Here is a 13410-nt window from a genome sequence, read left to right as displayed (position 1 = left end):
ATTTGCTCCTTTGGTTTTAGGAAGAGTACTGCCGTCCCACCTGTATTTTTGTCTGGGCGGCTCTTTCTTTATTGTGTCGGCGCAAAGTTATATCACGCTGACAATATTGGCGATACGTGCTCAACTTTCCTTTCAGCTTCTTTACGAGCTTGTCGTAGATTGCTATATCCATGTCGCAAATTCACAGCCTCACTGTACCGAGGCTGACAACTTCAATACTGTTTTCGATAGCGTTAAAAGAACGCAAAAAAACGTTACTTCCAACGTTTGAAATCTTCCTTGGTGCGCATTGAACCGCTGCTGTTTTTCATCGCGAAACACCTGCTTCCTTCCGGTGCCGTTGCCGACGCTGCAGAGATGAATGCAGCAAGCGTGCCCAAAGCGCAAACTGAATGTCATTTTTTCGTGAAATTCGTCGTGGATTCGTGAAAACCGCATAAGCACGGGGTTTTTACGCCGATTGGTTTGGGTCCCATGCACGCTTTCCTTCTCTGTCTGGTGGTACCTGAATCCTTGAACCGGGCAAAACGTTACCGGTCCACCCCGGCCAGTGGGTATTAACGGATCTCCAAGAGGCACATGTGGGTCATTTTGGTGCAGTACCCTTGCCGCTCCAGAGCCTCATTGATGGCCCAATGCCTCATTTCGTGAGGCCTCTGTGTCGCGGGTTTCGTCGCGATGGTTTGACCAACCTTCGGCTGTTTGCCCCAAGTCTGGTGATTGAGCGTAGCCGAAATATTCGTTTGTCTCGAAATGGTGCGTTTTTTCGCCGCGCCTCGCCTGGGTAGCGGTCGCCCTGCGTGAAGCATCTGCCAATCGCAGGTATGCTGCAGCTTGAACCTGACCTGCCGAACGGAGTGCCCGCGGTGTTCGCTTTAGATCAACGCCTTCAACAAGACACGCTGGCGATCGGGGACTTCCCCCTCTGCCGTCTGCTGCTGTCCAACGACTCGAATTACCCGTGGTTCATCCTGGTGCCGCGAATCAACGGTATCAGCGAAGTGTTTCAGCTGGATGTCACCGACCAGCAGCGCTTGTGGCAAGAAACCACTGCCTTGGCCCAGTTGCTCAATGAAGGCCTGTGCGCCGACAAGATGAACATTGGCGCCTTGGGCAATGTGGTCAGCCAGTTGCACGTGCATGTGATCGTGCGCAAGCGCGACGATGCCGCTTGGCCGGCGCCGGTATGGGGCAAGCATCCGGCGCAGTCTTATACGGATGAACAAGTGGCCGCTATTCGCGCCCGTCTGCGTGAACTGTTGCCTGCCGATTTCATTTTTACCCAGGGTTGAATCATGGACCTGCAAGACCGCGTCACCGACCTGGAAAGCCGCCTGGCCTTCCAGGACGACACTATCGAGACCCTCAATGACATCCTCGTCACTCAACAGCGTGCGGTAGAGCGCCTGCAATTGCAGATGACTGCGCTGCTCAAGCGCCAGGAAGAAATGGGCGGTCAATTCGAAACGGCTGAAGAAGAAGCACCGCCGCCCCACTATTGACGGTTTATAGCCGCGCATAAAAAACCGCGACCCAGCAACGCTGGATCGCGGTTTTTTTTAGGCTGCGAGCGCGGGTATCAGCGACGCGGCAGTGCAGCGATCACGTCTTCGGCTTGCAGGCCTTTGTCGCGATTCATGACGGAGAACTCCACGCGCTGGCCTTCCACCAGGACGCGATGGCCTTCGCCACGGATGGCCCGGAAGTGGACGAAGATATCGTCGCCCGAATCGCGGGAAATAAAGCCGAAGCCCTTGGACGTGTTGAACCACTTGACGGTACCGGTATCCCGGTTGGTCATGTCGTAGCTTTGCGACGAAGTCGCAGGTGACGAACGGTAGAAGCTGATGGCCAGGTGAAGAACGATGGCGACCACAGCAATCACCAGGCTGAGCAGGATGGCCGGGTGGCCGCCGACTTCAGGCATGGGTGCCAGGAGGGTGAGGGTTTGAACAACAACAGTCAGCACCAGCAGTGCGCTGACCAGGTTTTGCAGTTGGTGACGTGTGCCTTTGTTCCAGTAAGGGATCACCGGTGCCAGCGTCAGGTTAAGAAGGCCGAACAAGGCCAGGTACAGAGCGTCGTGTTGTTCCAGGTAGGGAGGACTTCCCTGTTGCAGGCTCGGTATAAAGGACAGCAGCAACGCTGCAACGCCCGTTAGCAGGTGGACGATTTTCAACATTTTGATTAACTCACGTTAAGATGGATCACAAGGAAGAGCTGACTGGCACGGTTCGCTTCTGAACAATGGGAGGCGTTGGGCACGTGCGCGGGGTATCAGCCTATGCCGCTGCCACGGAAAGTAACGGCGACGACACGCCGCCTATTTAACAGCAAAGGCTGTGCCTACTCAAATCAAGCATTTCGGGGTATTGCGAGAGCCACGGCATTTCTGCGTAAAACGCGTGTCCTAGACAGGTGCGGGCTTTTCAAGCGGCGTGCGGGGTTATTGCCCGCTTGGGCAGAAGCGGCCGCGCCGGGACGATTTGCCGCGCCGGGCTGCGCATCGGCGGCACTCTTGCTAGAGTGGGCCTGCGCTTGATCAATGCATACATGTCAATTGAAGGGGATAACCATGGCAATCGATATCGGTATCAGTGAAGAAGATCGTAAATCCATCGTCGACGGGCTTTCGCGACTGCTCTCCGATACCTACGTACTGTACCTGAAGACCCACAACTTCCATTGGAACGTTACGGGCCCCATGTTCCGTACGCTGCACCTGATGTTCGAGGAGCAATACAACGAACTGGCCCTGGCGGTGGACTCCATTGCCGAGCGTATCCGTGCCCTGGGTTTCCCCGCGCCCGGTGCCTATTCGATCTATGCTCGCCTTTCCTCGATCAAGGAAGAGCCAGGCGTGCCGAGCGCTGAGGACATGATCAAGCAACTGGTCGAAGGCCAGGAAGCGGTCACCCGCACCGCACGCGGCATCTTCCCGCTGCTCGACAAGGTCAGCGATGAGCCGACGGCCGATCTGCTGACCCAGCGTATGCAGGTCCACGAGAAAACCGCGTGGATGCTGCGTTCGCTCCTCGAAAACCAATAAACGCAGGCCAAGAGTGGCGCCGTCCTGGCGCCGCTCGCTTGTTTCCGCGCATTTCCTGGCGTTGTCCTACGCCTTTCAACTCCGCGTCTTCTGGCTGCCGCTCTCGCACTGCTGTTCCATAGGGACATTGCCCGGTGGGACAATCCACGGGCGGCTGTTTGGCAATGGAGTGTCAGGTGTATGTCACGCGCAGTAGGTAACGGAGCGGTGGAAACCGGTGGTTTTCACAAAGTAAAGGACGATCCCTTTGCAAAAGGGTTCGACATGGGGTTGGCCAAGCCATTGTCGCGGTCGGTGAGGCTCAACGGGTTTTCCACTTGCCTGCGCCTGGAACAGATCTATTGGAATATCCTCACGGAAATAGCCAAAATCAATGCCTGTTCAGTCAGTGCGTTGCTGTCTTATGTCGATCGGGAAGTGCACCTGCGCTATGGCGGAGTGAAGAACTTCAGTGGGTTGGTCAGGGTGGTCTGTGTGGTTCACGTCTTGAAAGGGCGCTTTGAACCGTCATGTTCACCGGGATAGTCGCCGGTGGCATACCCAGGCCCGCGCACGTGGCGTGGGCCCCGGGCAGAAAGCCGGCTGCACTGCCTCGATTTACCAGATATAATCCCGCGCTTTGCTACGCATGCCGCGGACCAAGGGCAGGCGTGGCGCACGCAGTTACGATCTGATCGCCGAGACATCGCCATGCCCATGTACGACTATCAATGCGCTTCCTGTGGTCATCAATTGGAAGCCATCCAGAAGATCAGCGCAGCGCCGCTGGTCGATTGCCCAGCCTGCCAGGCACCGCAGCTCAAGAAGATGCTGTCCATGCCGGGCTTTCGCCTGAGTGGCAGCGGCTGGTACGAGACCGACTTCAAGACCGGCTCGAAGAAGAACCTGGCGGGCGGCGACAAAGCAGACTGAGTTGAACTCTACGCGCAGGCTCCTGCATTATCCGTCCCCTGCTTTAATGTACGGTGACGCGGCAGGCCTGCCACCGAATTTCGAATTACGAGAAGTGAAACCACGACCATGATGCGCAGCCACTATTGCGGCCAACTGAACGAGACCCTGGAAGGTCAGGAAATCACCCTTTGCGGATGGGTTCACCGTCGCCGCGACCACGGCGGGGTGATCTTCCTCGATATCCGTGATCGTGACGGTCTGGCCCAGGTGGTGTTCGACCCGGATCGCGCCGAGAGCTTCGCCGCCGCCGACCGCGTGCGCAGCGAATACGTGGTGAAGATCACCGGCAAGGTACGCCTGCGTCCGGCCGGTGCCGTGAACAAGAACATGGCATCCGGCGGCATCGAAGTGCTGGGCTACGAGCTGGAAGTGCTGAACGAGTCGGAAACCCCGCCGTTCCCGCTCAACGAATACTCCGACGTAGGCGAAGAAACCCGCCTGCGCTATCGCTTCCTGGACCTGCGTCGTCCGGAAATGGCCGAGAAGCTGCGCCTGCGTTCGCGCATGACCACCAGCATCCGCCGCTTCCTCGACGAGAATGGCTTCCTCGACGTTGAAACCCCGATCCTGACCCGCGCCACCCCGGAAGGCGCGCGTGACTACCTGGTGCCTAGCCGTACCCACCCAGGCAGTTTCTTCGCCTTGCCGCAATCGCCGCAGCTGTTCAAGCAACTGCTGATGGTGGCCGGCTTCGACCGTTACTACCAGATCGCCAAGTGCTTCCGTGACGAAGACCTGCGCGCCGACCGCCAGCCGGAATTCACCCAGATCGACATCGAGACCAGCTTCCTCGATGAAAAAGAGATTATGGGCCTCACCGAGAAAATGATCCGCAACCTGTTCAAGGAAGTGCTGGACCTGGAGTTCGGCGACTTCCCGCACATGACCTTCGAAGAAGCCATGCGCCGCTACGGTTCCGACAAGCCGGACCTGCGTAACCCGCTGGAACTGGTGGACGTGGCCGATCAGCTCAAGGACGTCGACTTCAAGGTGTTCAGTGGCCCGGCCAACGACCCGAAATGCCGCATCGCCGCCCTGCGCGTGCCTGGCGGCGCGAGCATGCCGCGCAAGCAGATCGACGACTACACCAAGTTCGTCGGCATCTACGGTGCCAAGGGCCTGGCGTACATCAAGGTCAACGAGCGCGCCAATGGCGTTGACGGCCTGCAGTCGCCGATCGTGAAAAACATCCCCGAAGCCAACCTGAACACGATCCTCGATCGCGTCGGTGCGGTCGATGGCGATATCGTGTTCTTCGGCGCCGACAAGGCCAAGATCGTCAGCGAAGCCCTGGGCGCGCTGCGCATCAAGCTTGGTCACGACCTGAACCTGCTGACCTGCGAGTGGGCGCCGATGTGGGTCGTCGACTTCCCGATGTTCGAAGAGAACGACGACGGCAGCTTCAGCGCCTTGCACCATCCGTTCACCGCGCCGAAGTGCTCGCCGGCCGAGCTCGAAGCCAACCCGGCAGGCGCACTATCCCGTGCCTACGACATGGTGCTCAACGGCACCGAGCTGGGCGGCGGTTCGATTCGTATCCACCGCAAAGAGATGCAGCAAGCGGTCTTCCGTCTGTTGGGCATCAACGAAGCGGAACAGGAAGAGAAGTTCGGCTTCCTGCTCGACGCCCTGAAATACGGCGCGCCGCCCCACGGTGGCCTGGCGTTCGGCCTGGACCGTCTGGTGATGCTGATGACCGGCGCCCAGTCGATCCGCGAAGTGATCGCCTTCCCGAAAACCCAGAGTGCTGCGGACGTGATGACCCAGGCTCCAGGTGTGGTGGATGCCAAGGCATTGCGTGAACTGCACATCCGCCTGCGCGAAACGCCGAAGGCTGAGTAAGGCTGCGGCGTGAAAGCGCGATAAGGTTTGTACGCAGTCAAAAAGGCGCATCTTCGGATGCGCCTTTGCGTTTAAAAGAGGGAAATCCTGCCCTGCGGGATTGATACGGTTTCTACAGAATTCGGAGTTGTGTAATGGCTGGCCATTCCAAGTGGGCGAACATCAAGCACCGCAAAGAGCGTCAGGATGCCAAGAAAGGCAAGATCTTCACCAAGTGGATCCGCGAGCTGACCGTCGCAGCCCGCCAGGGCGGTGGTGACCCGGGTTCCAACCCGCGTCTGCGCCTGGCGCTGGACAAGGCGCTTGGCGCCAACATGAGCCGCGACATCATCGACCGTGCCGTGGCCCGTGGCGCCGGCGCCGCCGATACCGATGACATGGTCGAGCTGACCTACGAAGGCTACGGCCCGGGCGGCGTGGCGGTGATGGTCGAATGCATGACCGACAACCGCAACCGTACCGCAGCGGCCGTTCGCCATGCGTTCAGCAAGTGCGGCGGCAACCTCGGCACCGATGGTTCGGTGGCCTACCTGTTCGAACGCAAGGGGCAGATATCCTTCGCGCCGGGCACCGATGAAGACGCGCTGATGGAAGCGGCGATGGAGGCCGATGCCGACGACGTGGTGACCAACGAAGACGGCTCCGTCGATGTGTTTACCTCGTTCGCCAGCTTTTATGCCGTGCGTAACGCCCTTGAGGCTGCTGGGTTCAAGGGCACCGACGCGGAAATCGTGATGCTGCCGACCACCAGTGCCGAGTTGGACCTGGACGGTGCGCAGAAGGTGTTGAAGCTGTTGGATATGCTTGAAGACCTGGATGATGTGCAGAACGTGTATTCCAATGCCGATATCCCGGAATCCGTAGCCGAGCAACTCTCTTAAGCGCAATAGAGATCCAATGTGGGAGCTGGCTTGCCTGCGATAGCGGTGTATCAGAAATAGATTTTTTCACTGACACACCGCTATCGCAGGCAAGCCAGCTCCCACAGGGTTTTATGTGTCTCCACCCTTCTTGCAGGCGTTATGACTTTAATCCTAGGTATCGACCCCGGTTCGCGCATCACCGGTTTTGGCGTGGTGCAACAGACCCCGCGCGGCTGCATCTACGTCGCCTCGGGCTGCATACGCACCGGTGCGGGCGAGTTGGCCGAGCGCCTGCAGATCGTCTATCGCGGCGTGCGTGAAGTGATCCAGACCTATGGGCCGATCACCATGGGCATCGAAAAGGTGTTCATGGCCAAGAATGCCGACTCGGCCTTGAAGCTTGGCCAGGCCCGTGGCGCCGCCATTGTCGCCGGCGCGGAGGAGGGCATGGAAATCGCCGAATACACCGCGACCCAGGTCAAGCAGGCGGTGGTCGGCACGGGTGCGGCGAATAAAGAGCAGGTGCAGATGATGGTCATGCACATGCTCAAGCTCACGTCAAAACCGCAGATCGACGCCTCCGACGCTCTGGCCATCGCCATTTGCCATGCGCACACCCGTTCCAGCCTGCTGCCCCACGGCCTCGGCACGGCACGCAGTCGTGGCGGGCGCCTGCGTCTCTGATAGCATCAGCGCAATCGTTATTTCCGGTCAGGCCCTGTTCTGACCCCCAAGCTTTAAGGATCTGAACCGTGATTGGACGCTTGCGCGGCACCCTGGCTGAGAAACAGCCGCCGCACCTGATTCTGGATGTAAATGGGTTGGGGTATGAGCTGGAAGTGCCCATGACCACCTTGTATCGCCTACCGTCGGTCGGCGAGCCGATAACACTGCACACCCATCTGGTGGTGCGCGAAGACGCGCAACTACTCTATGGCTTCATTGGCAAGCGCGACCGCGACTTCTTTCGCGAGCTGATCCGCCTCAATGGCGTAGGGCCGAAACTGGCCCTGGCCTTGATGTCGAGCCTGGAAGTGGATGAGCTGGTGCGGGCCGTGTCGGCCCAGGATACCTCGGCGCTGACCAAGGTGCCGGGCGTCGGCAAGAAGACCGCCGAGCGCCTGCTGGTGGAACTCAAGGACCGCTTCAAGGCCTGGGAAGTGGTGCCGAGCATGTTTGCCCTGGTGCCGAACCAGCCGGATATGCCGGCGGGCCAGGTCGCCAGCGCCGAGAGCGATGCGGTCAGTGCGTTGATCTCCCTGGGCTACAAGCCGCAGGAAGCGAGCAAGGCCGTATCGGCCATCAAGGACAAAAACCTGAGCAGTGAAGACATGATCCGCCGCGCCCTGAAGGGAATGATTTAAGTGATTGAAGCAGATCGTCTGATCGCGGCCACCGGCCCGCGTGACCGTGAAGAAGTCCAGGACCGCGCCATCCGGCCCCTGAGCCTGGCCGACTACATTGGCCAGCCCACCGTGCGCGAGCAGATGGAGTTGTTCATCCAGGCCGCGCGCGGGCGCAGCGAGTCCCTGGATCACACGCTGATCTTCGGCCCGCCGGGCCTGGGCAAGACCACCCTGGCCAACATCATTGCCCAGGAAATGGGCGTGTCGATCAAGTCCACCTCCGGCCCGGTGCTGGAACGCCCCGGTGACTTGGCGGCGTTGCTGACCAACCTCGAGCCCCACGACGTGCTGTTCATCGATGAAATCCACCGGCTCTCGCCGATCGTCGAGGAAGTGTTGTACCCGGCGATGGAAGACTTCCAGCTCGACATCATGATCGGCGAAGGCCCGGCGGCCCGCTCGATCAAGCTCGACCTGCCGCCGTTCACGTTGGTGGGCGCCACGACGCGCGCGGGCATGTTGACCAACCCGCTGCGAGACCGTTTCGGCATTGTTCAACGTCTGGAGTTCTATAGCACGGCAGACCTTGCGACCATCGTCAGTCGTTCGGCGGGCATTCTCGGCTTGCCCCTGGACCCGGAAGGCGCGTTTGAAATCGCCCGTCGCGCCCGCGGTACGCCGCGGATTGCCAACCGCCTGCTGCGGCGTGTGCGCGACTTCGCCGAAGTGCGGGCCAAGGGGCATATCACCAAGGCCGTGGCCGACCTGGCCCTGAACCTGCTGGACGTGGATGAGCATGGCTTCGATCACCAGGATCGGCGCCTGCTCTTGACCATGATCGAGAAGTTCGACGGTGGCCCGGTGGGCGTCGACAGTTTGGCGGCAGCCATCAGCGAGGAGCGCCATACCATCGAGGATGTGCTGGAGCCGTACCTGATCCAGCAGGGCTACATCATGCGCACCCCCAGGGGCCGGGTGGTCACGCGCCATGCCTACCTGCACTTCGGGTTAAATATTCCGTCACGATTGGGTGAGATGCCCGTGGTAGACGAATTCCTCGATGCAGTGGACGATTAAAAAATGTAGGAGCGAGCTTGCTCGCGAAAAACGTCAACGATGACGCAGTGTGTTTGGTTGTACGCGGCGCGCTCAGGTGCTTCGCGAGCAAGCTCGCTCCTACAGGGTATTTGCCACGTGGGATGATTTATCTGAGGTTTGTGCTGTCCCAGTGTCTGGCGTCGTCATTCAGTCGTAGGAAATGTCTTCGAGAATGCAAAAACAGTTGCCCAGCCGGATTGGCAACCTGAGGAGTAAGCACTAGAGTATGCGCGCGCAAAACGGGGATCAGTCGTTCGCACATCGCTGTCGCGTTTATTACGAGGACACCGATGCCGGCGGCATCGTGTATTACGTCAATTACCTCAAGTTCATGGAGCGGGCTCGAACCGAGCGGCTACGGGAACTGGGCTTTGCCCAATCCGAGCTGGCAGGGGAGGACCTGTTATTCGTCGTGCACTCCAGCGAGGCGCGGTATCACGCGCCGGCGCGGCTGGACGACGAGCTGTTGGTAAGCGCTGAAGTAATTGAATTGAACCGTGTCAGCCTGCGTTTCAAGCAGCAGGTCAGGCGGGCAACGGATGCAACGCTGCTCTGTGAGGGGCAGTTCCTGGTGGCCTGTGTGCGCGCCAATAGCTTGAAACCCCGGGCCATTCCCGAAGCTTTACGTGCGGCCTTTGCCGACGTAAGCGGCGCGGGTAAACAATCAAAGCAGGAGATTTAGCGTGGAACCTACCGTCGTCGACCATTCCTCCATGTGGAGCCTGGTCAGCAATGCCAGTATCGTGGTTCAACTGGTGATGCTGACCCTGGTAGCCGCATCGGTTACCTCTTGGGTCATGATTTTTCAGCGCAGCAACCTGCTGCGTGCCGGTCGACGTGCCCTGGAGAGCTTTGAAGAGCGCTTCTGGTCGGGTATCGACCTGTCCAAGCTGTATCGCCAGGCCGGCAGCAACCCCGACCCGGATTCGGGCGTCGAGCAGATCTTCCGTGCCGGCTTCAAGGAGTTCTCCCGTCTGCGCCAGCAGCCAGGCGTCGATCCGGAAGCGGTGATGGAAGGTGTAGCCCGCGCCATGCGCGTCGCCATCTCCCGCGAAGAAGAGAAACTTGAGCAGAGCCTGCCGTTCCTCGCCACCGTCGGTTCCGTGAGCCCGTACATCGGCCTGTTCGGTACCGTGTGGGGGATCATGAACTCCTTCCGTGGCCTGGCCCAGGCCCAGCAAGCCACCCTCGCCACCGTGGCCCCGGGTATTGCCGAAGCCCTGATCGCCACCGCGATCGGCCTGTTCGCTGCTATCCCCGCAGTAATTGCCTACAACCGTTTTGCCGCAACCAGCGAAACGTTGATCAGCCGTTACTACACCTTCGCCGATGAATTCCAGGCGATCCTGCACCGTAAAGTGCACACCAGCGAAGAATAAGCAGGTAATTCCCAATGGCTTTAATCGCTCGAGCTCGCAAAAAGCGCAAGCCGGTCGCCGAGATGAACGTAGTGCCCTACATCGACGTGATGCTGGTACTGCTTGTCATCTTCATGGTGACCGCGCCGATGCTCAATCAGGGCGTGAAAGTTGATCTGCCCAAGGTTTCCAGCGAAGCCTTGCCGCAGGACAACAACACCCAGGTCCTGACCATTTCGATCAAGGCTGACAAGACCTATTACTGGAACCTTGGCAGCGAAGTCGATACCCAGAAACAGCAGGACAAGGCCATGACCTTGCCGCAGATGACCGATGCCGTGACCAAGATCATCCGCTCCGGCACCGAAGGCGGCAAGCACACCCAGGTGTTCATCCGCGGTGACAAATCGGTCGACTACGGTTCCGTCATGGGCGCCATGGGCGGGCTGCAGAAGGCCGGCGTGGGTAACGTTGGCCTGATTACCGAGGCGCCCTGATGCACCAACAGCGAGAGCCGTCCGCCTCGGAAAGCTTCTTCTGGCCTAGCGTCTGGGCAATTGCCCTGCACGTCCTGGTGTTTGGCATGCTGTTCGTCAGCTTTGCCATGACCCCGGACCTGCCGCCAGCCAAGCCGATCGTGCAGGCGACCCTGTATCAGCTGAAATCGAAAAGTCAGGCCACCACCCAGACCAATCAGAAGATTGCGGGTGAGGCCCAGAAGTCGGCTGCGCGCCAGACTGAAGTCGAACAGATGGAACAGAAGAAGGTCGAGCAGGAAGCGGTGAAGGCTGCTGCGGAACAAAAGAAAGAAGAGGCGGCTCAAAAGGCCGAGGAATCGAAAAAGGCTGACGAAGCGAAGAAGGCCGACGAGGCGAAAAAGGCTGATGAAGCCAAGAAGTCCGAGAAGGCTGCCGAAGCTAAAAAAGCCGAAGAGAAACAATTGGCTGATATAGCCAAGAAGAAATCTGAAGAAGAAGCCAAGAAAGCTGCCGAAGAAGAGGCCAAGAAAAAGGCCGCTGAAGACGCCAAGAAGAAAATAGTCGAAGACGCGAAGAAGAAAGCCGCCGAAGACGCCAAGAAAAAAGCTGAAGCAGACGAGGCGAAGAAGAAAATCGCCGAAGACGCGAAGAAGAAAGCTGCCGCCGACGCCTCCAAGAAAAAGGCCCAGGAAGCAGCGCGCAAATCCGCCGAAGAGAAGAAGGCCCAGGCCTTGGCAGACTTGCTTTCCGACACGCCTCAGCGTCAGCAAGCCTTGGCCGACGAGCAGGGCGATGAAGTAGCGGGCAGTTTCGACGACCTGATTCGGGCGCGGGCAGCGGAAGGTTGGACACGTCCACCTTCGGCACGCAAAGGCATGACAGTAGTGCTGCAGATCGGCATGTTGCCGGACGGTACGGTGACCTCGGTCAGCGTGGCCAAGTCCAGTGGTGACGGTTCGTTCGACAGTTCGGCGGTTGCAGCGGTCAAGAACATTGGCCGGTTGACCGAGATGCAGGGAATGAAACCAAGCGACTTCGCTCCCTATCGTTCATTCAAGATGACATTCACACCTGAGGATCTAGCCTTGTGAGAAACCTTCTTCGAGGAATGCTTGTCGTTATTTGCTGTATGGCAGGGATAGCGGCGGCGGATGAAAAGAACATCCTGGTCACCAGCGGCAGCGACCGGGCCACCCCGATTGCGGTAGTGCCGTTCGGCTGGCAGGGCGGCAGCGTGCTGCCGGACGACATGGCCCAGATCGTCAGCGACGACCTGCGCAACTCCGGTTACTACGCACCGATTCCGAAAGGCAACATGATCAGCCAGCCCAACCAGGCCAGCGAAGTCGTGTTCCGTGACTGGAAAGCGGTGGGCGCGCAGTACCTGATGGTCGGTAACATCACGCCGGCCGGCGGTCGCCTGCAGATCACCTACACCTTGTTCAACGTGGCCACCGAGCAGCAGGTTTTGACCGGCAGTGTCTCCGGCACCGCCGAACAACTGCGGGACATGGCCCACTACATTTCGGACCAGTCGTTTGAAAAACTCACCGGTATCAAGGGTGCTTTCTCGACGCGTCTGCTGTATGTGACGGCTGAACGTTTCTCCGTAGACAACACTCGCTACACGCTGCAGCGTTCGGACTACGACGGTGCGCGCGCGGTGACGTTGCTGCAATCGCGTGAGCCCATCCTGTCGCCGCGCTTTGCGCCGGACGGCAAGCGTATCGCCTACGTGTCTTTCGAGCAGCGTCGTCCACGCATCTTCGTCCAGCATATCGATACGGGCCGTCGTGAGCAGATCACCAACTTCGAAGGCCTCAACGGCGCGCCTGCCTGGTCGCCGGATGGTTCGCGCCTGGCGTTCGTGCTGTCCAAGGACGGCAACCCGGACATCTACGTGATGAACATGGCTTCGCGCCAGATCAGCCGTGTTACCAGCGGCCCTGGCATCAATACCGAACCGTTTTGGGGTAAAGACGGTTCAACCATCTACTTCACGTCCGACCGTGGCGGCAAGCCACAGGTCTACAAGGCGAACGTGGGCGGTGGTGGTGCGGAACGCGTGACGTTTATTGGCAACTACAACGCCAATCCGAAGCTTTCGGCTGATGAAAAGACGTTGGTGATGATTCACCGTCAGGATGGTTTCACTAATTTCCGGGTTGCGGCCCAGGATTTGCAGCGCGGAACCGTAAAAATCCTTACAGATACCAACCTTGATGAGTCAGCTACTGTTGCGCCCAACGGCACCATGGTAATCTACGCCACCCGCCAGCAGGGCCGGGGAGTCTTGATGCTCGTGTCCATCAATGGACGCGTAAGGCTCCCACTTCCTACCGCACAAGGCGAAGTCAGAGAACCATCCTGGTCCCCTTACCTGAACTGACGCGGCGCTACAAAAAGAAGTACTTAACACAC

At 59.1% G+C, this 13410-nt stretch carries 17 protein-coding genes; 16 read left to right on the top strand and 1 reads right to left on the bottom strand.

Annotation, left to right across the window (positions count from 1 at the left end; translation table 11 throughout):
• The first annotated feature begins 282 nt into the window (after positions 1–282).
• The 3 genes from BLL36_RS30940 (at position 283) to BLL36_RS01745 (ending at position 1502) form a co-directional block, all read left to right on the top strand.
• A complete protein-coding gene (locus BLL36_RS30940) occupies positions 283–429 on the top strand; it encodes a hypothetical protein (protein WP_162279239.1) in 147 nt (48 codons plus the stop codon).
• Between the two features lie 437 nt (positions 430–866).
• Positions 867–1292 (top strand): HIT domain-containing protein, encoded by a 426-nt coding sequence (locus BLL36_RS01750; protein ID WP_076949990.1) that lies wholly within the window; start codon positions 867–869, stop codon positions 1290–1292.
• A gap of 3 nt (positions 1293–1295) precedes the next feature.
• A complete protein-coding gene (locus tag BLL36_RS01745) occupies positions 1296–1502 on the top strand; it encodes a SlyX family protein (RefSeq protein WP_076949754.1) in 207 nt (68 codons plus the stop codon).
• Positions 1503–1579: 77 nt separating this feature from the next.
• Here the strand turns inward: BLL36_RS01745 and BLL36_RS31450 are convergent, their stop codons facing one another.
• Complete coding sequence (locus BLL36_RS31450; protein WP_076949753.1) at positions 1580–2182, bottom strand: cold-shock protein; 603 nt, start codon at positions 2180–2182, stop codon at positions 1580–1582.
• A 393-nt stretch (positions 2183–2575) separates the two neighbouring features.
• On the opposite strand from BLL36_RS31450, the gene BLL36_RS01735 reads away from it, so the two are divergent.
• The 13 genes from BLL36_RS01735 (at position 2576) to tolB (ending at position 13378) form a co-directional block, all read left to right on the top strand.
• Entirely contained in the window at positions 2576–3049 is a 474-nt protein-coding gene (locus tag BLL36_RS01735) for a Dps family protein (RefSeq protein ID WP_076949752.1), read from the top strand.
• A 180-nt stretch (positions 3050–3229) separates the two neighbouring features.
• Positions 3230–3574 carry a ribbon-helix-helix domain-containing protein gene (locus tag BLL36_RS01730; protein ID WP_076949751.1) on the top strand — a complete coding sequence of 115 codons (345 nt, stop codon included), beginning with the start codon at positions 3230–3232 and terminating at the stop codon, positions 3572–3574.
• Positions 3575–3739: 165 nt separating this feature from the next.
• The gene (locus BLL36_RS01725) at positions 3740–3961 is read left to right on the top strand and encodes an FmdB family zinc ribbon protein (RefSeq protein WP_016975453.1); all 222 of its coding nucleotides are present in this window, start codon (positions 3740–3742) and stop codon (positions 3959–3961) included.
• A 108-nt stretch (positions 3962–4069) separates the two neighbouring features.
• A complete protein-coding gene (gene aspS / locus BLL36_RS01720) occupies positions 4070–5845 on the top strand; it encodes an aspartate--tRNA ligase (protein WP_076949750.1) in 1776 nt (591 codons plus the stop codon).
• A 134-nt stretch (positions 5846–5979) separates the two neighbouring features.
• Positions 5980–6726 carry a YebC/PmpR family DNA-binding transcriptional regulator gene (locus BLL36_RS01715; RefSeq protein WP_076949749.1) on the top strand — a complete coding sequence of 249 codons (747 nt, stop codon included), beginning with the start codon at positions 5980–5982 and terminating at the stop codon, positions 6724–6726.
• A gap of 141 nt (positions 6727–6867) precedes the next feature.
• The gene (ruvC, locus tag BLL36_RS01710) at positions 6868–7392 is read left to right on the top strand and encodes a crossover junction endodeoxyribonuclease RuvC (protein ID WP_076949748.1); all 525 of its coding nucleotides are present in this window, start codon (positions 6868–6870) and stop codon (positions 7390–7392) included.
• A 68-nt stretch (positions 7393–7460) separates the two neighbouring features.
• Complete coding sequence (gene ruvA / locus BLL36_RS01705; protein ID WP_003175802.1) at positions 7461–8072, top strand: Holliday junction branch migration protein RuvA; 612 nt, start codon at positions 7461–7463, stop codon at positions 8070–8072.
• Positions 8073–9131 carry a Holliday junction branch migration DNA helicase RuvB gene (gene ruvB / locus BLL36_RS01700; protein WP_015885611.1) on the top strand — a complete coding sequence of 353 codons (1059 nt, stop codon included), beginning with the start codon at positions 8073–8075 and terminating at the stop codon, positions 9129–9131.
• A gap of 247 nt (positions 9132–9378) precedes the next feature.
• On the top strand, positions 9379–9834 hold the full coding sequence (gene ybgC / locus BLL36_RS01695; RefSeq protein WP_076949747.1) for a tol-pal system-associated acyl-CoA thioesterase: 456 nt from the start codon (positions 9379–9381) through the stop codon (positions 9832–9834).
• Between the two features lies 1 nt (position 9835).
• A complete protein-coding gene (tolQ, locus tag BLL36_RS01690) occupies positions 9836–10531 on the top strand; it encodes a protein TolQ (protein ID WP_076949746.1) in 696 nt (231 codons plus the stop codon).
• Positions 10532–10554: 23 nt separating this feature from the next.
• Positions 10555–11007, top strand: coding sequence for a protein TolR (gene tolR, locus BLL36_RS01685; protein WP_162279258.1), 453 nt, complete (start codon positions 10555–10557; stop codon positions 11005–11007).
• Positions 11007–12080 carry a cell envelope integrity protein TolA gene (tolA, locus tag BLL36_RS01680; protein WP_076949744.1) on the top strand — a complete coding sequence of 358 codons (1074 nt, stop codon included), beginning with the start codon at positions 11007–11009 and terminating at the stop codon, positions 12078–12080. Before tolR ends, tolA begins: the two co-directional genes overlap by 1 nt.
• A 17-nt stretch (positions 12081–12097) precedes the next feature.
• Complete coding sequence (gene tolB, locus BLL36_RS01675; RefSeq protein WP_178115237.1) at positions 12098–13378, top strand: Tol-Pal system beta propeller repeat protein TolB; 1281 nt, start codon at positions 12098–12100, stop codon at positions 13376–13378.
• Positions 13379–13410: the final 32 nt, after the last annotated feature.

The sequence above is a fragment of the Pseudomonas cedrina subsp. cedrina genome, assembly GCF_001983175.1.
Lineage (GTDB): Bacteria > Pseudomonadota > Gammaproteobacteria > Pseudomonadales > Pseudomonadaceae > Aquipseudomonas > Aquipseudomonas cedrina.
The sequence above is the reverse complement of the archived record's forward strand: the minus strand, read 5'-3'. Positions and strand labels throughout refer to the sequence as shown.